This is a genomic window from Psychrobacillus sp. BL-248-WT-3 (assembly GCF_012843435.1).
Lineage (GTDB): Bacteria > Bacillota > Bacilli > Bacillales_A > Planococcaceae > Psychrobacillus.
On the sequence record NZ_JABAFC010000018.1, the window covers coordinates 46,317 to 68,037 of the forward strand.

A 21,721-nucleotide genomic window follows, 5' to 3' on the forward strand; every position below is an offset into this window, starting at 1 on the left:
ATCTCACTCCCCCATCAAAACCTCTAAAATGTCTTCTTCATTCATTCCAGCTAATATATCTTGTCCGGAATGGATTACTTCTTCTATTAGATTTTGTTTTCTGTGCTGGAGCTGTGTAATTTTTTCTTCAATGGTGCCTTTTGCTACCAATCGAATGACTTGGACCTCATTTGTTTGGCCCATGCGGTGAGCACGATCTGCTGCTTGCTGCTCCACTGCTGGATTCCACCACAGGTCATATAATATTACTGTGTCTGCTCCGGTGAGATTAAGCCCTGTCCCCCCTGCTTTCAATGATAAGAGGAACAAGTCTCCCTCTCCTTCGTTAAATCGTTCGCACAGACTGACACGATCCACTGGAGGGGTTTGTCCGTCTATATAAAAGTATGGTGCACCCTGCTTAATGAGCTGCCTACGGATAATGGCTAGCATTTGAGTAAACTGAGAAAAGACAAGCACTCGTCTACCTGTCATTCGGCAATCCTCTAAAATCTCCATTAACTGCTCATATTTAGCGGAGCTCCCTTCATAGCCTTCTACAAAGAGGGCTGGGTGACAGCATAATTGTCGCAGCCTAGTTAGCCCAGCAAGAAACTTAATACGATTTTTTCGAAAGGTCTTTTTCTTTAAGTGCTTAAGTGCATCGTGCTTGAGCTCTGCCAAGTGAGCAGCGTAGAGCTTTTTCTGCTCGACCTGCAGTTCGGAATAGATGACCATTTCCGTTTTCTTAGGCAGCTCTTGTAAAACATCCGTTTTCATACGCCGCAATATAAATGGGCGAACTTGTTTGGCGATATGCTCTCTTCTCATCTCACTGAATTCTCTTCTGTTTGGCAATAGACCAGGAAATACAACATAGAAAATAGACCAAAGCTCGTCTAAAGAGTTTTCTATTGGTGTCCCGGTAAGTGCAAATCGATGCTTGGCCTGTAGCATCTTCACTGCCCGAGCTGTTTTTGTCATTGGATTTTTAAAAGCCTGTGCCTCATCAAAAAATACAGTATGAAAGAAAAGATCTCTATAACACTCTGTGTCCATTCGTAGGGAAGGATAGGAGGTGACGAGGACATCAGCCTCTATCCCAGCTTTCCATGCCACATTTCTGTCTGCCTTACTGCCATCGATGATTTGTACATCTATATGTGGAGTAAACTTGCCTAGCTCGTTTTTCCAATTATAGAGGAGTGATGCAGGCGTAACGACCAATATGGGCTGTTTTCGAACACGAGATTCTGATAGCACCGATTCAATAAAGGCAATGCTTTGAAGTGTTTTCCCTAGCCCCATATCGTCTGCGAGTATACCTCCAAAACCATATGATGCCATCAGTTTAAACCATCTGAAGCCCGCCTTTTGGTAGTCTCGTAATACATTTTCTAACCCTAATGGTACATCCTCTTCCAGGTTCTCCGGCTCATTTAGATTCCTAAGGAGCTTAGCAAATCTTTGTCCTGGCTCAAGTAGATCCCCTCGACTTAGTGTCTGTGCAATCTGCATCCCCTTTAGAACAGGAACCTGCATCCCGTCCCGAAAATGTTCACTGCTTACCTCCATGTCCTCCATGAATCTTGCAAGGTCTACAAATTCAGGTGTTTCAAGCGACACTAGATTCCCGTTTGGTATCCGATAAAATCTTCTTTTTTCTTCAATGGCTGTCATCAGCTGTTGAATTTCTTTTTCCTTTATACCGTCTAGCTCAAAGCGAAACTCTAGCCACTCGGTTCTTTCCTTCATCTCAATCCTTATCTTTGGACCTGTATATTCCTTCACTACCCGTAATTTCACAGCAGTAGAAGCGTATACCTGCACCCACTTTTCAACATTTGGCAATACATAATACAGGAAGTTATATTCTTCTTCCTCATCCATTAAGTAAAATCCCCCTGGCGTTTGGGTGAACCCGCAGTCCAACAAGAGCTTCATGATTTCGAGCTCCTTCTCTCTTTGACGCCGTATACCAGGAAAATGGGTGAATGACTCCTCTGTTTCCTCACAGGGATTGACTAGCAGATGGCCGTAATGGAACTCTAAGCCAGCAAGCAGGCGATTTTTCACCCTATCGAGAAACAGCTTCGCCTTTAGAGGAGTTTCTCCCATCCTTTTAGAGATAGGCTCCGCTATGTAGACCTGACCTAGCTTCATCAAGCCTGGTAGAACTGTTTTCATGAATTGGTCGATATTGTTCTCTAGAATGATTAGCTCATGCTTACCAGATTGGTCCAGCATGCTTTTTAGTTCTGCCAGTCTGCTTGTCTCCTCCGGCTGTAGCTTGTATAGCACCCCTTTAGAAAATGCGTAGCCATAGGATCTGTATACGGTCACCATATCGAGACCTTTTACGTTCAACTGATAGTCAGGCTTCTTCGCTTCATCAAATTCAAAACGTATCGGCAGCTCTTGACCAAGCTGAATACCTTCATAGTAAAAATCATCATGTAGAAACTTAACTCTCGGTGCTTTTATGAGTAAAGGGAGAAGTCTATCCCAATCGGTGGCCGACATAAGCAAAATATCGTCCTGTATTAATGCCTTACTATTTACGCGCTGACTTTTCATTAATATTTGAAGTACGTCATCCGTTTCCCTTGTAAAGCTAAAGACCTCCGGTGCATAGAAGTAGCCTGGCGAATATTCGAAAGGTCTTCTTCTTTCCATTTCATAGAGAAATTTTGCTACCTGCTTTATTTCTTGAAATGGTTCGGGGCCAACAGTTAACTGTATACCGAATCCGTAAGCCCCTCCCTCCAAAGGAACTGTACAGCACGTGAACTCCATCTCCAGTATCTTTCTTTCATCAAAGTGCAGCTGCTTTCCTGTAGGTGGTGAGGTCTTTTTTTCAAATAGATTTAGCATTCTTTCTGCCAAATAACCATCCATTCGTTGCTTTTCATCGAGTGAGATGAGAGCAGCCGCAATATGCTGACAATAGGTGGAAACAAAACCGACAGGGGGACATGTACAAGTGGCCACAATCTCTCCAACGGAGTCAGCTTTTATAGTGACAATAAAATTCTCTCCTGCCTTTACAGTAGCTTTCATCACCTTTTCATCTTTAGGGCTAGGATGAAGATGCACCTTATCCGCAAGAAAATAAGCCTTACCCTTTTTAAAAGCAGTAATGCCACATAGTTCTTTAATTTTCTTTTCGTTTATCGTACTATTCATCATCTAAAACCCTTTCTCTGTTTCTGTTTCTAGTTAGCTCTATTTTAGCATGATAGGAATGTTTGTGCGCCTTGTGCATTCTTTACGATCAACAGCATAGACAAAAAGAAAAGGACGCCCATTGTTGGACGTCCATCTCTCCTATTATTTAGACTCTAAAATATCTTGTAAATTTTCTAATGCCAATTTGTTTCCATAAGCTGAATAATCTAACCATGGATTTTCACCTATAACAAATACTTGGTCATTTTTAACAGCATTTAGACTTTGCCAGATAGGATCGTTTTGTAGCTCTTCAAAAACTTCCTCACTACCTTCATCAACAGAAGAAACTAGGACAAACATTGTGTCCGCATTGAAATCAGGGAGTACTTCCTTCGAAATATTTTCCCAATTGCCATCTATTTGATTTACACCGTTGGCAGGAGTAAATTTCAAGTCTTCAAATAGGATTGGACCAAGTGGTCGTTCCATCCCATAGACACGAATACCTTTAGCAGATACTCGCACTGCCATTACAGTGCCATCACCAATTTTTTCTTTAGCTAGAGTAGCGACCTTCTCTACTTGAGCATCATAGTCAGCGATAAATTCCTCTGCTGTTTCTTTACGGTCCGCAATTTCAGCGATATTTAGCAGGTGATCCTTCCATCGACCTTCGTCTAGGTTAATCACATGTGTCGTTGCAATTGCTTCGTATTTATCTAAACCATGCTTCTCTGCAAACTCTGCATCGATAAAGATTTCATCAGGTTGCATGGCAATCAAAGCTTCCATATCTGGCTCTTTTGTGAAACCTAGATATTCTGTAGAAGGGAAACGCTCCGGATCAAGTGGTAAGTAATCACTCGTTGTCGTTCCATCTGGAGTAATTCCTAAAGCCATTAAATCTCCCGTTAAAAAGATGGAGATAGAGGCTACTTTTTTATCATATTCATCAGTTGTTACTGTTTCATCAACTGCTGACTCACTTTTTTTATCTGTCGTTGTATCATCTTTTGTCTCTGAACCACATGCGGCTAACAACAATAGCAGCAATGCTGTCATTATAACTAATATTTTTTTCATTGTTCTCTCCTAATCTTTAATTGATAACGATTATCATTATAAATTAGAAAATGCTGAAACACAACGTTTTTTAGTATTTTTTTGCTTTGAATAGCAAGTATAGAAAGTATGGAGCTCCAATCGCCGAGACAATCACTCCTGCAGGAATTGCGCTAGGTTCAAATATAGAGCGGGCTATCGTATCGGATAACACTAAAATTACTACCCCTACCAATCCCGAAATTGGCAATAAATATTCGTGAGCTGGGCCTACTAATCTTCTTGCAATATGAGGTGCCACAAGACCTATGAATCCAATTCCTCCAGTCATCGCCACACTTGCACAAGATAAGGCAACCGCAAGTCCTAACAATTTAATCCGTTCATCATTCACTCTCGTCCCAATACTCATAGCTAACTGGAGGGATAAATATAAGGTAACTGCATTAAATCCTGCTGCAATTGCTATACCTACTAGCAATAATCTATTAGGCAAAAGGCCTTTCCCTTTTTCATAAGCAAACAACATGATCAACGTGGCTGCTATTATACCCCCTGCAAATGTAAACAAAGGAATCGTAAGAGCAGGCAGTGTATTTAAGGAAGTAAAATATGTCATATAAATCATTAAGCCGACGCCTGCTCCTGCATGTATACCTAAAACACCTGGGTCAGCTAATGGATTTCGGGTAATGCCTTGAAAAATTGCACCTGCAACACCAAGCCCAAAGCCTGCTAATACTGTTATACAGATTCTCGGTAAACGATAGTCGAATAAAATCATTTCCCGTATATCCGTACCTTGTCCAAGCAATGTTTTTATAACATCAAAAGGAGCTATTTTTAAAGAGCCTGTATTCAACCCATATAATATGGTGATCAGAACCACTATCAATAGAACAAATCCAACTTTTCTCATCTTTTGTTTTCTTTTCTGAAACATATTCATAGTCGTCTCTTTTCCCTTCTAGCAATAAATAAAAAGAAAGGAACACCAATCATGGCAACGATAACACCTATAGCAAATTCCTTCGGTGGATCAATGGTTCGTGCAACCAAATCAGCAACTACTAACAAAAAAGCGCCAAGTACTGCGCTCATAGGAAGGACAAATCGATAATCTACCCCGACTAGCTTTCGAGAAATATGTGGAATGACTAATCCTACGAAAGCGATGGAACCAACTGCGGAAACAGAGACTCCAGCCAACAACAAGGCACATAATACAGCAAGCAATCGTATTCTCTTTGTATTTAAACCTAAATTAGTAGCTATTTCTTCTCCCATAGCCATCAATGATAAAGGTTTACCAAGCAGCATAGAGAACATTAAAACAATAAGCAAAATAGGTGCGATTAATAAAAGCTGCTCCCACTCCACTCCTGCAACTCCACCGGCATACCAAAATGCCAAGTCTTGACTCAGCTCAAAGTAAATAGCTATACCCGAAGTTAAAGAATGAAGCATAGAGGCGATCACGGTGCCAGCCAGTGTGAGCTTAATTGGCGTTAGCCCACCTGGGGAGTTCATACCAAGTAAAAAAATGAGCATGGTCGTACAGGCTGCCCCTAGGAAAGAAAGAACCATAAGGGCAGAGAATGGAAGCTGCGGAAAGAAGACAAACGTAAGGGCAACAACAAAGGCTGCTCCAGCGTTAATCCCTAGAACTCCGACATCAGCTAAAGGGTTTCTAGTTACTCCTTGCATTAAAGCGCCTGCCACTGCAAAGGCAGCCCCTACCAACGCAGCAGCTAATACTCGAGGAAACCGAACAAACTGAAGAACTTGATAATCTATATTGTCTTGACTACCTTTCCAAAGAGCATTCCAAACCGTTTCCAAGGGCAAGCTTTTTGCACCAAAGGAAAATGCAAACAGCATGCTAACGAGTAACAACAATACACTTATAAAAAAGGTCACATAAAACCTTCTATTGCTTTCCTTACAATAAAGATCCGTTGTTTTATCATCTATCACTTCTCTTCACCTATCACATCCATTGGAATACATATCGGAACCCCTGTTTTTGGTTCAATCCAAATAGTAGCTTCGATTTGAAACACGTCCTTCATAACTTCCTCTGTCACAACCTCGTGGGGATTTCCTTTACTGACCACTTTACCTTCTTTAATACATATAATATGATCTGCAAAACGAGTGGCATGGTTTAAGTCATGTACAACCATCACAATAGTACATTGCTCTTCTCGATTTAGTTTTTGGATAAGCTTTAGAACCTCTAACTGATGACCCATATCTAAAAAAGTCGTGGGTTCGTCTAACAATAAAATATTTGTTTTTTGAGCTAGCGCCAGGGCGATCCATGCTCGCTGCCTTTGACCGCCCGACAGCTCATCTACTGGACGATTTTGAAATTCTATTAAACCTGTAGCTTCCATTGACCATTGGATAATTTCAAAGTCTTGCTTTGTATTCGTACTGAATGCCTTCTGATGTGGATATCTTCCATAAGCAACTAGCTCACTGACCGTCAATCCGTCTGGTGCAATTGGGTTCTGTGGTAATATTGCTAATCTCTTTGCGATCTCTTTAGTAGAGAAGGTATGGATGGCTTCCCCATCCAGCAAAACTTGGCCACTCTGAGGCTCTAGTAAACGAGCAATCGTTTTTAATATCGTTGATTTCCCAGAGCCATTCGCTCCTACCAATGCAGTAACTTTTCCGATTGGAATAGAAATATTTAAATCATCTACAATTATTTTTTTATCGTAGGCTATTGATAGATTTTTTGTTTGAAAGTTTATTATCATATGTATCCTATCTCACTGAATTTTATTGATAACCATTATCATTATTTAACGATATAGACAACTTACTTTAAAGTCAATGACAGATAAGTTTAGGAAATATAAGGAATAAGAGGGTGATCAAGACACACGTCATGACCACCCTCCTATATGGTTGTGCCTATCCATTTTTAAACTTTGTAAACTCCAAAACTAGGAACATCTACGCCTACGCTAGAATCTGTTCAATTGACGTTATTTTATCTGCCACCAAATCATAAAAACCGATGTGTATGTTTTCTTCATATACCCAAAAAAGGTCAGTACCATAAGGAGCATCAAAAATTTCTAGCATCTGTGGTGCTAAAGAATAAATAGTTTCAGCATTCACAATGACAAAGTTATCCGGATTGTTTACATATTCATCATCGTCTAACTCCGAGAAAAGATTCCAGCCGTTTAACTGAGGTATAGAACTCGGTTCTCTAAAGCTATATCTGATTGGCACTCCATTCAAGACGTTTTTAGAAACCATAAAGCCGCCATATGCATCATTTTTATTATCCATGCTCATACTCCTTTACTATTTCCAAAAATTCATTTCTCCAAGGAAACTCTTTTGCGTAGTCTACTATTGATTTATTAAAGGTATCCTTAATGTTCACATCAGATCCCTTTTCCACTAAATAAGAATAAATCCCTTTCATATCCTCTGTAGTATTTTTATTAACTGTTATCGCATACTTTAAGGGAATCGAATTGAACTTATCTAAACCGTTTACTTCTACACCATTTTCCACTAGCAGTCTCACAACTTGTTCCATATATTCTTGTGGGCCTTTCATAACGTTAAAAAAGAAAGTATGTAGAGCATTCCTTTTATATAGAGAATCTGTAAAAGAAATATCTACACTATTTTCTAATAGATACTGAATAATCTCCAGCTTATCATTGGGTTTCTCATAATTAAGCATTGCGGTAGACAATAAATTTAACTTGCTATGTGGATTTATCTGATTTACTTCTCCATTATAGAAACTTTTAAAATCCTCAAAGGTTCCTTTTAGTACTGCATCAAACACATTTGTTATTTTCATATCGTTATCATTTCCCTTCGAATTTACGACTCCTATTTGCTCCAGGACTCTCTATCCTAAAGTTTTCGGGATTAAATTGGAACTCTTTCAACTCGTCTAAAGTTATTTCACGATTTCTATATTTTTCAAACATAGGATGATACTCATAACCTTGGCGATGTCCAAAGTCTACTGCACCTCTTCTTGGTTGACCAGGCTTCCAGTCAAGGACCTCCATTGTATTTGGATCACGTAAAATGCCATCAGGTCCAACATTGTCGTCATATACCTTCCGTTCAAATTCTAATTTTTTGTCACCTGATAATTGTGGTCTTCCACGTGGTTTTCCATTTTTTATATATGGTCCATTTTCTATAGGAGGTAACTCATCTACAATTCTAGAAGCATCTCTAACCTTATCTGCTGACTTTGAAGCATCAGCAGCATTGTCTATAGCTTTGACTGCTGCCGAACCGCCTTTTACAAGTTTTCCAACAGGAATAGGGATAACAGAGGCGGCAGCTATTCCTTTATCTAAAAAAGATGCATTTGGATCTGTTAATGTTCTGATATCATCCATAATCAGAAAATCAGCGACCATTTCAAAACCGTTTTTATCCTCTGACTCCTGTGCTTCTTCTACCTTGGATACTATTTCATATTGAATTTGATCGGATTCAATTTTTTGAAACTCTTTTACGATAAGTCCATTGTCATAAGCATGATACCTGACAAACAACATAGTTTCATCCGGTTCCCCTTCAACTGATTTAATTCTACCATTTTCCATAATGCTCAGTATCTCCGGATCAATCTCTGTCCCTATTAATTCGTCTACATTGTCTCCTGCAGTACAAGTAATCATTGGATATGTCTTCGAATCTACTATATCTTTTAATTCACTGTTCAACGTTAATGCTTTCCATTGGTTCGTCTCAAATCTAATATCTGTACGTCCGGATAAAAATAATGATTCAATCATAGAAACCCATTGATTCATTAAATTAATACCTTCCTCTATAGAGGATAAAGCATTTTTTTGAGAGGTATCAAACTCATGAAGCTTGTCTATCGTTTCATCTTTACTTTTTCTTGAATTGCCTACTCCTTCTTGCACCAGACTATCATCTAAGTGAGGAAGGGGTACAATATCGCTAACTTGATTCATAATGTCATTTGATTGGTTAGTTAAATCACTAGTGAGTTGTGAGATACTCGTCAGCCCTGTCTCTATTTCACCCTCCAAATACGTTTCCACTATATAGCCTTCTGTGCTTGACTCCAGTGATTCTAAAGCATTATTTATATTCACTAAGGTTTCTGAAAAATGTTGAGAAAACAATTGAAAGGTTTGATGAAGAGGGAGGTGACACTCTTCATAGAAGGACCTAATCGCTGTTCCACCTTTCCCTTTCAGTACTTCGTCCATAGCTATTAATGCCTCGATAGATTGCTGTATAGCAGTCATTTCAGTTCTTAATCTCTCCTGTTGATTCCCAATCCGCTGAAGTCCATTTTCTAATAAGTCTACATCTAATATTTTCATAGTATGCTTTTCCTTTTAGCTCTTCTAACGACCTTACAACCATCCCCTGTTTGCTTGCCTCTGCACATAAAACTCCTCCTTTTAAAAATTAATATTAGTTATAATATTCCATTTTTGTATATAGAGGTAAAGTCAGAACTCTATTATAAACAACAAATAATTCCAAAGTAATTGAATTTTAAGTTATATTGTGATAAAAGGCTCACGAAGAAGTTGATCTTTGTAAATAAAAGCGTTTGGGCCAATCTTGATCTTTTGGACAGCAAAGTCAGAAGCAAACTTGAATTTATGTAAGATACACCCTACTAGTTTTATACGTAATAGCTTTATTTTTAAATAATTTAATCTTATTAATCTTTTCTTTGAAACCTCTATTTACATGACTAGTTCTATATTTCATATATCAATATATTATTATTTTATTATTTCAATTATTCAAAATATTAACTTTACATTATGGAGTTAATAGTTTTAATATAGATATATGTTCTATAAATCTTTTTTAGGGGGTTTGGGGTATGGGAAATGTTTTTAAAAAGTTATCTATTATTTTTACCGTTACGATGTTAGTTTTCCTGGCAGCTTGTGGAACTGGGGAGTCTACAAATGGAGAAGGCAGTAAGGACGCTAATGGCACGATTTCAGCCAAAATAGGGGTTATTTCTTACATGACAGGTCCAGGCGCAGCTTATGGGGAAGCGATTACAAATGGATTAAAGCTAGCTTTAGAAGAAATTAATGAAAAGGGCGACGTAAAGATTGAGCTTGTTATCGAGGATTCTGTCGGAAAACAAGAGCAGGCATTATCAGTTGGCCAAAAATTAATGAGTCAGGATGACATTGTTGCCATTATAGGACCAACGTTAAGTACGGAAATGAACGTTGTTGGCCCTGAGGCTGATATTAATGGTATTCCAATTATGGGAACATCGACTACAGCCGCTGGTATTCCTCAAATTGGGGATTATGTATTCCGTAACTCTATACCGGAATCTTTGGCTATTCCAGCAGCATTAGAGAAGGCAGTAGACAAATACGGCGCTAAAAAAGTGGCCATTTTATATGGAAACGATGACTTATTCACTCAATCTGGATTCGATACGATGAAGGCTGAGGCTGAAAACATGGGACTAGAAATATTAACAATCGAGACATTCCAAAAAGGACAGTCTGACTATAATGCGCAGCTTACTAAGATTAAAGATCTTCAGCCAGATTTAATTTTGGCTTCTGCTCTCTACAATGAGGGGGCCGTTATTATGGATCAAGCGAGAAAAATGGGGATTGAAGTTCCTTTTGTGGGAGGGAATGGTTTCAATTCACCTCAAGTAATTGAGATTGCTGGGGAAGCATCTAACGGATTAATCGTTGCGACTCCTTGGTTTGCTGATAAACCCGATGAAAAAGTGAAGGCTTTTGTAGAGAAATATGAGGCAGCGTACGGGCACAAGCCAGACCAATTCGCTGCACAAGCCTATGATGCTCTTTATATTTACGCAGAGGCACTAAAAAATGCTGGGGAAGCAGATCGTGATGCACTCCGCGATGCTCTAGCTGAAATAAAAGATTTAGAAGGTATTCTTGGGAAGATCTCTTTTGACGAAGAGGGCGATGTAATCATGGACCCTACTGTACTGATCATTCAGGATGGGGAATTTAAATTATTTGAATAAGTAAATAAAATCTAATGATGATAGGTAAGGGTGAATAGCCCTTACCTTATTTTGAAAGGGTGAGCTTTCATGCTTTTAGAACAAATTATTAACGGTATAACACTCGGAAGCATTTATGCAATTGTTGCCCTTGGATTTACACTGGTCTTTGGTGTACTCGGCATTATTAACATGGCTCATGGAGAAATTTTCATGATAGGTGCTTTTATAGGGGTGTTGGTAACTAGCGTATTAGGATTACCACTTTGGGTAGCATTTCTTTCTGCAGTAATCGTTACCGCAATCTTGGGCTATTTGTTAGAAAAGATTGCACTTCGACCGCTTCGAGGGAAGCAGGGTGTTTCACATCTAGCCCCTTTAATCAGCACTATTGGGGTTTCCATCTTGTTGGAGAACCTTTCGCATCATTTGTTTGGAGCCGGTAATCATCCGTTTCGACATTCTTTTGCACAAATTCAAATCCAAGTTGGTTCCATCACTATTTATTTAGTACAGATTTTAATCTTTGCGATTTCTATTACCCTTATGATCGTACTTTCGTATTGGCTCTCTAAAACGAAAGCTGGAAAGGCACTACGCGCTACAGCCGAAAACTTAGAGACCGCTAGTCTACTTGGTGTAAACACGAAACGTACTATTACAACAACTGTCATACTTGCCTCTGCACTGGGTGGAATAGCAGGAATTCTAGTAGGTATGGCCTTTAACTCCGTTAATCCACAGATGGGCTTGTCCATGGGCTTAAAAGGCTTAGCCATTATCATATTAGGCGGCATGGGAAATGTAAAAGGTGCGATGGTTGGAGGATTACTCCTTGGTCTTTCTGAAACAATGATTGTTGCCTACGGAGATTCTGGGTATAGAGATGCCGTTGCCTTCGTTGCTATTATCTTTATCCTTCTCATACGTCCACAGGGTATTTTCGGCAAGAAAACTGCTGAGGTAGGAAGGTGATGATCATATGCTAGGAGAAATTTTAAATCCATACTATTTACAGATTATCTCTTTTATTCTTATCAATATTATCTTAGGGATAAGCATTTACATAACGCTTTCCTCCGGGCAATTATCTTTAGGAAATGCAGGTTTCATGGGTATCGGAGCCTATACTTCTGCACTCCTAACGATCAACTTTGAGGTCCCTCTTTATTTAAGTATTGTTTTGGGAGCAGTAGTTGCAGGAGCTTTCGGAATTTTAATTGGTATTCCTGCATTAAGATTGAGTGGAGTTTATCTAGCTATTGCAACACTCGGTTTTGGAGAAGTACTTCGAGTAATTTTTGTGAACTGGGACTCCGTGACCAAGGGCTCGATTGGCTTGTCTGGTATACCTCATCTTGGTAGAGAGCTGTTTCAATTTTTTAGAGATTTGGGTTTTGAACCTGATATGCTTGGACTTAAAAACAATCAAGCTATTTATTTAATAGTAGTACTTGTTTTATTGATCATCACTATATTTATTGTTTGGTTTTTTATCAGACAGAACAAGTCACGTGTTGGTAGAGCATACGCTGCCATTAAAATGGATGAAAAAGCGGCAGAAGCAATGGGTATTAATATCACTTATTACAAAGTATTGTCCTTTACACAAGGTGCAATTTTGGCTGGCTTTGCTGGTGCTCTTTACGCACATGTATTAGCTTATATCAGTCCTGCAGACTTTGCTTATCACCGTGCCATTGATATTTTAATCTTCTCCATTTTTGGTGGAAGCGAGGTTATATGGGGAGCAATATTCGGAGCAACCTTTATGACACTGCTTCCAGAGGCATTACGATTTATTAGTGAATATCGATATATGATTTACGGGATTATTCTAATTGTATTGATGGCTTTCCGCCCACAAGGAATTATAGATGTTCCCGTATTAAATTGGCTAAAACGAACATTTACATTTAAAAGGAGGGATTCCAATGGTATTAGAGTTAAAAAATATAACTAAAAACTTTGGTGGAATCTCAGCCTTAACGGACGTTTCATTCCAAATCAACGAAGGAGAAATTTTCGGATTAATCGGACCTAATGGGGCTGGTAAAACAACCATGTTCAATATAATAACGAATATGTTCGCCCCTACCTCTGGAGAAATCCTATTTTTAGGGAAAAATATTTCAGGTATGAAACCTCATAAAATTACAGACAAGGGAATCTGTCGTACGTTTCAAAACATCAGGTTGTTTTCTCAAATGTCTGTTTTGGAAAATGTACTGGTAGGTGCCCATTGTCGAAATAAATCCGGTGTTTTAAAAAGTGTACTTAGAACAAAGTCACAAAAACAAGAAGAGAAAGGTAATTATGAGGCGGCTTTGGAGCTGTTAGAGTTAGTGGGTCTCTCCCCATACGAAGAAACAATTGCAGAGAACTTAGCTTACGGTCAACAGCGAAGATTAGAAATAGCCCGTGCCCTGGCAAGTAATCCAAAGCTATTATTATTAGATGAGCCTGCAGCTGGTATGAATGAAACAGAAACAGAGAACCTATTTGAGTTGATAAAAAAAGTTCAAAAGCGTGGAGTTACTGTTTTACTGATTGAGCATGACATGCCTTTTGTGATGAAGCTTTGCGACCGAATTGCAGTTTTAAACTTTGGAAAGAAGCTTGCGGAAGGTACTCCTACTGAAATTCAAAATAATCAGGATGTAATAGAAGCTTACCTCGGATCAGAGGAGGATGAAGAAATTGCTTAAGGTAACAGGAATTGAAACATTTTATGGAAAAATACAAGCTCTTAAAAATGTAAACCTTGTAGTAGAGCAGGGGCAGGTCGTCACCCTCCTCGGAGCAAACGGTGCTGGGAAAACGACAACGATGAAAACAATTACAGGCCTACTAAAGCCTCAAAAAGGAACTGTTGAGTTTTTAGGTGAGAACATTACTGGCATGAGACCTGACCAGCTTGTCAGAAAAGGTATTGCCCTTGTCCCTGAGGGAAGGGCTATCCTTTCTAGCATGACCGTTCTAGAGAACCTGGAAATGGGAGCTTATCACAGGAATGATAAGGACATAAAAAAAGATTTGGAAAATGTTATGGAACAGTTCCCTATTTTAAAAGAACGGGAGGATCAGTTAGGCGGTACCTTATCCGGTGGGCAGCAGCAAATGCTTGCCATCGCAAGAGCACTGCTATCCAAACCGAAGTTGCTATTGCTAGATGAACCTTCTATGGGGCTAGCACCATTAATAGTTGCCGATATCTTTAAAATGATTCGTGAAATTAAAGCTAGCGGTACGACTGTATTGTTGGTGGAACAAAACGCAAAGCAAGCACTCAAGGTTGCGGATTATGGTTATGTCATGGAAACCGGAAAAATCATTATTAACGGAGAAGCAAATAGCTTACTAGAAGACCCAAGAGTTGTTGAGGCATATTTAGGTAAGAAAACGAGTTAGTATTTAAGGAGGAGCTTATATGACCCGTTCTATTTCACAGCTGGAGTTACCACATTCAATTTCTCTTTTAGAAGAATTGGCCTCTAAATCTATTGAAACAGGACCGTTTACATACGTCCATAGTGGTGCTGGTAATGAAAGCACCCTTCGTGCCAATGAGGCAGCCTTTGAGGATTGGTGTATCGTCCCTCAATATTTAAATGATGTGAGCAGTCGAGACACCTCCACTACTTTGCTGGGAACTACCTTCCCTTCCTCTTTTGCACTAGCACCAATCGGGGTTCAAAGTATTTTCCATCCTGAAGGTGAACTGGCTTCCGCACGTGCTGCTGCTGCATGTGGAGTCCCTTTTATAGCTAGTACATTATCCTCTTATCCTTTAGAGGAAATTGCCGCTAATCTAGGAGACACCCCTCGCTGGTATCAGTTGTATTGGTCCAATGATGAGGAAATGGCGATAAGTATGGTTCGTCGCGCAGAAAAAGCAGGTTATTCTGCTATCGTCATTACGATTGACACCTCCCTTCTTGGAAATAGAGAGCGTGATTTGAACAATCGCTATTCTCCTTTAAAACTGGGAAAAGGGGCTGCTAACTACTTATACGACCCTGTCTTTCAAGGTCGATTTACTAGCCCCCCTTCCGCTGACGATCCGGAGGTCATTAAAAGTATTGTTGATATTATCTTTAATCCTTCATTAACCTGGGAAAATCTTAAAACCATTAAGGAGCATACGAAGCTTCCCATTTTACTGAAAGGCATCCTTCATGAGGAAGATGCAAGAAAAGCTTTACTCCACGGAGTCGATGGAATTATAGTCTCCAATCATGGAGGAAGGCAGCTGGATGGCTGTATTTCGTCATTAGAGGCACTCCCCTCCGTCGCGGAAGTTATTCAGGGGAATATTCCAGTGTTATTGGATAGTGGTATCAGACGGGGCTCTGATGTCATTAAAGCAAAGGCTCTTGGGGCAGATGTAGTTTTACTTGGCAGACCTTTTATCTATGGTTTGGCCACTGCCGGCGAGCAAGGAGTAGAACATGTATTACGTAACATGATTAATGATATTGATGTTACTTTAGCATTATCTGGTTGTGCATCGATGAACGAGGTTAATTCATCGCTTATTAGAAGAAAGAAATAAAGAGAAAAGGCAAGGATGCAGAAATAAGCATCCTTGCCTTTTCTAATTATGTGATGAGTGAGTGGAACCGACCGATTATTTGCCTGAACCGACCGGTTTTCTGTGCGAACCGACCGATTATTCGCGGCGACCGACCGATTTTCTCACTGGACCGACCTATTATGCACCATAACCGACCGATTCTCTTTTTGTTCGGTATTACTACAAGTCTGTTTCTAGATTCATTCCCCTATCACTTCAATATATCTTTAATACGTTGAACATAAGGCTCTTTATCATAGGCAAAGTAGAGCTGGCTTGCTACGCGAATTGGATCTCCAAAGAAAAAACGCTCATAAATGGTTTGTCTTGTTCCGAAGGGACTCATCGTAAGATCCCAAGCAAGGCGGAATAGCTTTACACGTTCTTCAGCTGGGGCTGCCTTTGCCTGCAAGTATTGGTCGAGGTCCCTTCTAATCGGTGAGTTAAAATCATTTTCTGTTGGAATGGTCATTAAACCACTAGCACCTAATAACTGTACGATTTCCGCTAGTCTTGGGTAGACCTTCGGATAAACAGTGATAGCAGCATGCAATGTAGCTCTATCTGGCTCCATTAAACCAAATCGATTTATTTTCGCATCTATCTCTGATTTCATTAACAACGCTTTTAAAGATTCTAATGCTACAATTACCTCTGCCGCCTTTTCCTGAACATGCTGGTATTCTGCTATATTAATAGTTTTAATAATAGACTGGACAATTCCTAAGACAAATTCAGTTTTAATAACCTGTCTAGATATTACCTGGTGTAGGGTGAACGGTTGGAAGGAGCTACTAATCATAAAATCATTGGCCGTCATTGGGTCATCATAAATAAATACACGGTCCCACGGGACTACCGCATCATCAAAAACCACAATGGTATCCATTTCATCATATTTGGAGCTCAGCGGATAATTAAAGGAAGAATCTCCTCCAACTAATGACTCCCGACATATAAATTTTACGCCCTTCGTGTTACTTGGGATAGAGAAAAAATAGCCCTTCCCTTCATCTATAATTGGTCCCATGGAGTATACTAATATTTCATCCGTCATACCTCCTTGCGTTGCAAGCAGACGAGCACCCTTTATAATAATTCCTTCCTCATTTTCACCGATGACCTTAGCTGCAATTGGTTCTTTTTCATCTTCTAAATAGTAGAAAGTTCGATTTACCTGTGGCTCAATGAAACTGTGAGTTAAAGTTAAATCATTTTCTCGTACATATTCAAAGTAAGATTGGAGATACTGAGGAAAACAGCTATTTTTACCTTCCAGTAATTTTGCGGAAGACGCATAAGCCATTAAAGTTGTATTCATATAATCTGGACTTCTTCCCATTAGACCATTGGTCGCTCGAGCCCATTCCTGAACCATCATCCTTTTTTTCACTAAATCTTCTTTTGTTTTTGGTTCTAGAAAAGAAAGCCCAACAGAATCTCCAGTAGTTGGAGAAGGATAGGTTAATATATCTTTTAAATTTGGGTCATGCTGCATATCAAATAATGCTGCTTGGCTCTTCATGACCCCTTTGAAAGCGGGGTGTTCGGAGATCTTCCCCGTTATTCTTTTTCCGTCAACCCAAATTTCCGAGTTCAACTGATCTATCCGATCTATATATTGTTTTCCTGTAATAGCAGGCATAGGCACTCTCCTAAATGATGCTTCATAATAATTCTTATCAGCTTATACTATTACGATTTTTCTTGAAAGGTGACAGTTTGGGAAGAGCTATCATTTGACTTCATATATTCAGTATTTTAGGATAATTATTTAAGGGATAACTTTTATTCCAAAAATGCATCATATAAAAATTTATAAAGGAGCCTGCAAAGTGAAGAAATTATTAATAGCTATAGTAGGATCTGTTATAATAACGGGTTGTTCCAGTCCTCAAGAGGAAGAGGTAGTACCCGTTGAATTAATAGAAGAGTTACCAGAAGAAAATCAAGTCCTCAATGATTTACCCGAGTATCCTATTTTAAATAATATTATTGATTTGCAAGTATACTTAGCAAATATTGAAACTGATAACGAAGAAACTCGAGTTATCTTTTTTGAAGATAAAGATGGCAATAAAGTATATAAAAGTGTTTTCGTCAAAAACGAGAGTTACTTAAAAGTTATAGAGCTAGAGGATGGAGAAGGAATTCTTTACAATGAGGTCATATAAAAACAGCCCCTAGTCTGAATTAGGGACTGTTTTTTTGTGCACTATAATCCTGTAAGAGTCAAGATAGAGAAGAAGATGATTACTCCTCTTCTACCGTCTCTTTCTTCTCTTCTCCATCAACAAAATAGCTAATTGTATTTTCTGCTGGATCTACCTCGATAGGTTGGTCCACATCTACATCAATTCTTGTAGCTATTACTTCATCATCTTCTTTGGAGTATTTATAGGTTGCTAATGTTTTGTTTTGATCGTCACTTTCTTGAGTAACAAGTACTTCAGTACCGTTACTGAAAGTTAGTTTGTCTTCTAATATTTCTATTTTCAAGCTATTATCAACCGGTATATTTTGAGAGATAGCCCATTTTTCTTCGCCCTCATTGTACTTTCCAATAAGCAAACCTTGAGGCTCCTCTTTAGCTTGAGTATAAGGAATAACTACCTCGGGGATTGTATCCTCATCAAATTGGACGATTACAGCTTGTCCAAATTCTGGCTCCGTTAAGTCATTTTCCTCCCACCACTTACTTTGGTTAGATAATGCTAGCCATTCTTCATCCGTCACCTCGAGTGAAAATTCCTCATCTTCTACGACTTCTTCTTGCTTGTTTTCTTCAGTTTGGTCTTTTTCCTTCACTGTCGTCTCCTCATCAGAGCAGGCTGCAAGCAACAGAGTAAGAGCAGTGACACCTAAAATTCTCTTTTTCATAACAAATACCTCCTTTAAAACTGAATGCCCCTAAGACTATTACAAAATTCGACATTCATTTTATCTATATAACCTAAACACATGGATGATAAACTCAGTAAAGGAAAAATTAGTATTTCTATATACAAACTCAAAAGACCAAATCACAAGGACATGGTCTTAATAGAACTTTTAAGAAGAAGTGATTTGTCCGCCATTAACATGAAGGGTTTGACCAGTGACAAAACGTGAATCATCTGAGGCTAGATAAACAAAGGTAGGTGCTAGCTCGAAAGGTTGACCTTGTCGTTCCATCGGATTGCCTGCTTGTGTAACCTCATCTGCTGAAAAGCTAGCAGGGATCAACGGTGTCCATATTCTGCCTGGTGCAATTGCATTTACTCGAATACCTTGGCTTACTAGGTTATTTGCAAGGGCGCGAGTAAACCCTACATTTGCGGCTTTAGTAGCCGTATAATCCATTAAATGCTTATGTCCTTCATATGCAACGACTGAAGCAGTATTAATAATAGAGCTCCCGGGCTTAAGATGTGGTAAAGCTGCTCGCGTTGTGTAGAAATGGGAATAAATATTAACTTTAAACGTATCGTCAAATTGCTCATCTGTAATATCTAAAAGACTTAGCTGCTGGAATTGAATTCCTACATGATTACATAAAACATTTAACTGCCCAAAAGCTTGAACAGTTGCATCTACTATATACTTACAATGCTCCTTGTCTCGCAAATCTCCCGGCAACAGTAAACAACGTTGACCAAGTTCCTCTATTCTATTTTTTGTACGATAGGCATCTTCGTGCTCATCAAGATAAGCAATGGCGACGTCTGCTCCTTCCTTAGCAAAGGCTATAGCTGCAGCCGCTCCCATCCCACTGTCTCCTCCTGTTATTAAGACCGCCTTGCCAAGTAACTTACCCGTTCCAGTATAGTTAGGATTCTCTATAATTGGCCTTGGATGCATCAGACTTTCCAGACCAGGCTGCCTTAACTGACGCTGCTCCGGCACCGTAATTGGAACTTCCTGAAACTTTGTTATTTTGCCGTAGTTTGGATTCATAGGGTACTTTTGATTGTGCTCATGTTGTTCGGACAATAATATCTCCCTTCTTGTTTAATCTTCGAACTACTTTATGTGAACTTACCTGTATCGGTGATAATAATCTACGTGCTGTGCCTACTTTTCGATAAAAGAATAAATTATTAATTAAAAGGAGGAATGCAGTTGAACAATCATTTGTTAATACTTAACCAAGGGGCAGAAACACTACTCACAAATTACTCCGATGCAAAGGTAAATGTACAATATAACTCTAACTCCAAGCCCTTTGAACTACCCGAAATTGGAGCAAGACCCCCATTTTATTGCCATCCAAGCTTTGAAGCCTATTATCCGCTTCTTTAATAGCTATAAACCACAAAGCCCTTCTTCATGACGAGGAAGGGCTTCTTGAAGTCTTTAACATTATGATATTCGAGCTCTCCTTCCAACTTTGCAAACATAGTCCATTAGCTTACTATGTGCTAGTGGAAACAAAGAAAAAAAGATATCCATTGTTCGTCGCATTGGCATCGGACAAATAATAGGGTTATTGTGATGAACACCATTTATTGTAATCTTAGCTAGCTTTTCAGGAGTCATTAACTTTTGCTTTTTCATCTGTTGAATCATTTTATGCTTATCCATATTAATAGCTATAGCATTTGAAAAGATGGGTGTATCTACAAACGTGGGACAAAGTACACTTACTTTCACACCATGTTCTTTTGCCTCATAATGCAACGAGGTTGTAAGCCCAATTACCGCATGTTTCGTAGCGGCATATGCTGCTGTCAGAGGAGAGGGCCCCATTCCTGCTACCGAAGATGTATTTATGATATGACCAAAGCCTTGCTCTTTCATGATCTTGTAGCCTATCTGTGTCCCATGTATGACTCCCCACAGATTGACATTTACGATATGTTTCCAGTCCTCTATGGAAACATCATACAATTCACCATACATAGTAATTCCAGCGTTATTGAACAGATAATCCAGTCTACCATGTTCGTTAAAAGTATCCCGAACAAACTCTTCCATACTTACATGATCAGCTACATCCACATACTCATACCGCGCACAGTTCTGTTGTCGATTAAGCTCATCCTCCACAACTTTACCTTCTATCTTATTTACATCTGCTATTATGACAAATACCTGTTGAGTGATGAGTTCTTCACAAATTGCTTTACCAATTCCGGAAGCTCCACCAGTAACAATCGCAACTTTTCTTTTTGTATCCATAGATTCCCCCCTTAAGAAACTTCCATAATTGAACTATCAACAAGTGTACTTCTGATCACAGTGGCATATTCATCTGCAACAATTCTTGCTCCAGTGCTGTTCAGATGTATTCCGTCTAAGGTAAGTTTTAAACCGCGCTCGTTTGATAATCGATCAATCCTTGCTTCACTTTTGTAGAAAAATACATCGAACATAACTCGAAATGGATTAGTTGAAATATAAGTGGAGCTGTTCCTGTTAGCCAATTCTTTCTCAAAAATCGTTTGGAGATTCATATAATCTATTAGCTCTTTTTCACTTAAAGACTGGATAAGAACAGATAATTCTTTAATTTCCTTGTTAGTCTGATTTTCAATATGTTCACCTACTATAGAGGGTGAAACCGTCACCACCTTCTTGGTAGAAGGCATCACTATTTTTAAAACTTGCTCATAAAGCTTTATAAATTCATCATGATTTTCAGCTACTGGCTGTGCTTGAACCTTCAAAAGCTTTGAATACACGTCATTCGTACCAATCCAAAGAAATGACACATCAAAATCAGCATCTAAACCAGTTTTTATCAGACGACTATATAGACTTTTTACAGTCTCCCCTGGTTTTCCAAGATTCACAAACGAATTGTTCGGAAACTTCTCTTTTAAAATATTTACAAACGAAACGCCAGGTCGTCCCTGAGAACGTATAAAATTTTGTGTAAATGACCATAACTTTCCTATAGGAGATGATCATTATGCAAAATTACGAAAATA

The 21,721-nt window shown here is 39.0% G+C and carries 21 protein-coding genes; 8 read left to right on the forward strand and 13 right to left on the reverse strand.

Annotated elements, in window-relative coordinates; genetic code table 11:
• Window positions 1-3: 3 nt before the first annotated feature.
• The 8 genes from HF876_RS10840 to HF876_RS10875 all read right to left on the reverse strand — a co-directional run bounded on the left by HF876_RS10840 (window position 4) and on the right by HF876_RS10875 (window position 9,581).
• Entirely contained in the window at window positions 4-3,165 is a 3,162-nt protein-coding gene (locus HF876_RS10840; RefSeq protein WP_169360091.1) for a DEAD/DEAH box helicase, read from the reverse strand.
• A 144-nt stretch (window positions 3,166-3,309) separates the two neighbouring features.
• Window positions 3,310-4,233, reverse strand: coding sequence for an ABC transporter substrate-binding protein (locus HF876_RS10845; protein ID WP_169360071.1), 924 nt, complete (start codon window positions 4,231-4,233; stop codon window positions 3,310-3,312).
• 70 nt (window positions 4,234-4,303) lie between these two features.
• Window positions 4,304-5,161: an iron ABC transporter permease gene (locus HF876_RS10850; RefSeq protein ID WP_169360072.1), complete on the reverse strand. Its 858-nt coding sequence runs from the start codon at window positions 5,159-5,161 to the stop codon at window positions 4,304-4,306.
• Entirely contained in the window at window positions 5,158-6,186 is a 1,029-nt protein-coding gene (locus HF876_RS10855) for a FecCD family ABC transporter permease (protein WP_346764067.1), read from the reverse strand. The genes HF876_RS10850 and HF876_RS10855 overlap by 4 nt, the downstream gene beginning before the upstream one ends.
• On the reverse strand, window positions 6,186-6,980 hold the full coding sequence (locus HF876_RS10860) for an ABC transporter ATP-binding protein (RefSeq protein WP_481900285.1): 795 nt from the start codon (window positions 6,978-6,980) through the stop codon (window positions 6,186-6,188). The genes HF876_RS10855 and HF876_RS10860 overlap by 1 nt, the downstream gene beginning before the upstream one ends.
• 208 nt (window positions 6,981-7,188) lie before the next feature.
• Window positions 7,189-7,527: a DUF2185 domain-containing protein gene (locus HF876_RS10865; RefSeq protein WP_169360074.1), complete on the reverse strand. Its 339-nt coding sequence runs from the start codon at window positions 7,525-7,527 to the stop codon at window positions 7,189-7,191.
• On the reverse strand, window positions 7,520-8,056 hold the full coding sequence (locus HF876_RS10870) for an ankyrin repeat domain-containing protein (RefSeq protein ID WP_169360075.1): 537 nt from the start codon (window positions 8,054-8,056) through the stop codon (window positions 7,520-7,522). The genes HF876_RS10865 and HF876_RS10870 overlap by 8 nt, the downstream gene beginning before the upstream one ends.
• Window positions 8,057-8,063: 7 nt before the next feature.
• Window positions 8,064-9,581, reverse strand: coding sequence for a T7SS effector LXG polymorphic toxin (locus tag HF876_RS10875; protein WP_169360076.1), 1,518 nt, complete (start codon window positions 9,579-9,581; stop codon window positions 8,064-8,066).
• 518 nt (window positions 9,582-10,099) lie between these two features.
• Here HF876_RS10875 and HF876_RS10880 point away from each other — a divergent pair.
• The 6 genes from HF876_RS10880 to HF876_RS10905 all read left to right on the forward strand — a co-directional run bounded on the left by HF876_RS10880 (window position 10,100) and on the right by HF876_RS10905 (window position 15,788).
• Window positions 10,100-11,254, forward strand: a complete 1,155-nt coding sequence (locus HF876_RS10880) for an ABC transporter substrate-binding protein (RefSeq protein WP_169360077.1) — start codon at window positions 10,100-10,102, stop codon at window positions 11,252-11,254.
• Between the two features lie 69 nt (window positions 11,255-11,323).
• The gene (locus tag HF876_RS10885; RefSeq protein WP_169360078.1) at window positions 11,324-12,208 is read left to right on the forward strand and encodes a branched-chain amino acid ABC transporter permease; all 885 of its coding nucleotides are present in this window, start codon (window positions 11,324-11,326) and stop codon (window positions 12,206-12,208) included.
• A gap of 7 nt (window positions 12,209-12,215) precedes the next feature.
• The gene (locus HF876_RS10890; RefSeq protein WP_169360079.1) at window positions 12,216-13,196 is read left to right on the forward strand and encodes a branched-chain amino acid ABC transporter permease; all 981 of its coding nucleotides are present in this window, start codon (window positions 12,216-12,218) and stop codon (window positions 13,194-13,196) included.
• A complete protein-coding gene (locus HF876_RS10895; protein WP_169360080.1) occupies window positions 13,168-13,941 on the forward strand; it encodes an ABC transporter ATP-binding protein in 774 nt (257 codons plus the stop codon). The genes HF876_RS10890 and HF876_RS10895 overlap by 29 nt, the downstream gene beginning before the upstream one ends.
• Window positions 13,934-14,644: an ABC transporter ATP-binding protein gene (locus HF876_RS10900; protein ID WP_169360093.1), complete on the forward strand. Its 711-nt coding sequence runs from the start codon at window positions 13,934-13,936 to the stop codon at window positions 14,642-14,644. Before HF876_RS10895 ends, HF876_RS10900 begins: the two co-directional genes overlap by 8 nt.
• A 19-nt stretch (window positions 14,645-14,663) precedes the next feature.
• Entirely contained in the window at window positions 14,664-15,788 is a 1,125-nt protein-coding gene (locus HF876_RS10905; protein WP_169360081.1) for an alpha-hydroxy-acid oxidizing protein, read from the forward strand.
• A 232-nt stretch (window positions 15,789-16,020) separates the two neighbouring features.
• On the opposite strand, the gene hpaB is transcribed toward HF876_RS10905, so the two are convergent.
• The gene (gene hpaB / locus HF876_RS10910; RefSeq protein ID WP_169360082.1) at window positions 16,021-17,454 is read right to left on the reverse strand and encodes a 4-hydroxyphenylacetate 3-monooxygenase, oxygenase component; all 1,434 of its coding nucleotides are present in this window, start codon (window positions 17,452-17,454) and stop codon (window positions 16,021-16,023) included.
• Between the two features lie 190 nt (window positions 17,455-17,644).
• Between hpaB and HF876_RS10915 the strand changes: the two genes are divergently transcribed.
• Window positions 17,645-17,983, forward strand: coding sequence for a hypothetical protein (locus tag HF876_RS10915; protein ID WP_169360083.1), 339 nt, complete (start codon window positions 17,645-17,647; stop codon window positions 17,981-17,983).
• Window positions 17,984-18,062: 79 nt separating this feature from the next.
• On the opposite strand, the gene HF876_RS10920 is transcribed toward HF876_RS10915, so the two are convergent.
• Together HF876_RS10920 and HF876_RS10925 are read right to left on the reverse strand one after the other, a co-directional pair.
• Complete coding sequence (locus HF876_RS10920; protein ID WP_169360084.1) at window positions 18,063-18,689, reverse strand: hypothetical protein; 627 nt, start codon at window positions 18,687-18,689, stop codon at window positions 18,063-18,065.
• Window positions 18,690-18,860: 171 nt separating this feature from the next.
• Window positions 18,861-19,745 carry an SDR family oxidoreductase gene (locus HF876_RS10925; RefSeq protein WP_169360094.1) on the reverse strand — a complete coding sequence of 295 codons (885 nt, stop codon included), beginning with the start codon at window positions 19,743-19,745 and terminating at the stop codon, window positions 18,861-18,863.
• A gap of 165 nt (window positions 19,746-19,910) precedes the next feature.
• On the opposite strand from HF876_RS10925, the gene HF876_RS10930 reads away from it, so the two are divergent.
• A complete protein-coding gene (locus HF876_RS10930; RefSeq protein ID WP_240949733.1) occupies window positions 19,911-20,090 on the forward strand; it encodes a hypothetical protein in 180 nt (59 codons plus the stop codon).
• Window positions 20,091-20,150: 60 nt separating this feature from the next.
• Here the strand turns inward: HF876_RS10930 and HF876_RS10935 are convergent, their stop codons facing one another.
• Entirely contained in the window at window positions 20,151-20,969 is an 819-nt protein-coding gene (locus HF876_RS10935) for an SDR family NAD(P)-dependent oxidoreductase (protein ID WP_169360086.1), read from the reverse strand.
• A gap of 11 nt (window positions 20,970-20,980) precedes the next feature.
• On the reverse strand, window positions 20,981-21,688 hold the full coding sequence (locus tag HF876_RS10940) for an SGNH/GDSL hydrolase family protein (protein ID WP_169360095.1): 708 nt from the start codon (window positions 21,686-21,688) through the stop codon (window positions 20,981-20,983).
• Between the last annotated feature and the right edge of the window lie 33 nt (window positions 21,689-21,721).

Excerpts from the sequence above, each read along its gene's own strand:
- HF876_RS10890 (WP_169360079.1), top strand. The coding sequence starts at position 12,216 with ATGCTAGGAGAAATTTTAAATCCATACTATTTACAGATTATCTCTTTT.
- hpaB (WP_169360082.1), bottom strand. The coding sequence starts at position 17,454 with ATGCCTGCTATTACAGGAAAACAATATATAGATCGGATAGATCAGTTG.
- HF876_RS10870 (WP_169360075.1), bottom strand. The coding sequence starts at position 8,056 with ATGAAAATAACAAATGTGTTTGATGCAGTACTAAAAGGAACCTTTGAG.
- HF876_RS10865 (WP_169360074.1), bottom strand. The coding sequence starts at position 7,527 with ATGGATAATAAAAATGATGCATATGGCGGCTTTATGGTTTCTAAAAAC.
- HF876_RS10895 (WP_169360080.1), top strand. The coding sequence starts at position 13,168 with ATGGTATTAGAGTTAAAAAATATAACTAAAAACTTTGGTGGAATCTCA.
- HF876_RS10845 (WP_169360071.1), bottom strand. The coding sequence starts at position 4,233 with ATGAAAAAAATATTAGTTATAATGACAGCATTGCTGCTATTGTTGTTA.
- HF876_RS10925 (WP_169360094.1), bottom strand. The coding sequence starts at position 19,745 with ATGAATCCAAACTACGGCAAAATAACAAAGTTTCAGGAAGTTCCAATT.
- HF876_RS10875 (WP_169360076.1), bottom strand. The coding sequence starts at position 9,581 with ATGAAAATATTAGATGTAGACTTATTAGAAAATGGACTTCAGCGGATT.
- HF876_RS10880 (WP_169360077.1), top strand. The coding sequence starts at position 10,100 with ATGGGAAATGTTTTTAAAAAGTTATCTATTATTTTTACCGTTACGATG.
- HF876_RS10905 (WP_169360081.1), top strand. The coding sequence starts at position 14,664 with ATGACCCGTTCTATTTCACAGCTGGAGTTACCACATTCAATTTCTCTT.
- HF876_RS10885 (WP_169360078.1), top strand. The coding sequence starts at position 11,324 with ATGCTTTTAGAACAAATTATTAACGGTATAACACTCGGAAGCATTTAT.
- HF876_RS10935 (WP_169360086.1), bottom strand. The coding sequence starts at position 20,969 with ATGGATACAAAAAGAAAAGTTGCGATTGTTACTGGTGGAGCTTCCGGA.
- HF876_RS10850 (WP_169360072.1), bottom strand. The coding sequence starts at position 5,161 with ATGAATATGTTTCAGAAAAGAAAACAAAAGATGAGAAAAGTTGGATTT.
- HF876_RS10840 (WP_169360091.1), bottom strand. The coding sequence starts at position 3,165 with ATGAATAGTACGATAAACGAAAAGAAAATTAAAGAACTATGTGGCATT.
- HF876_RS10920 (WP_169360084.1), bottom strand. The coding sequence starts at position 18,689 with ATGAAAAAGAGAATTTTAGGTGTCACTGCTCTTACTCTGTTGCTTGCA.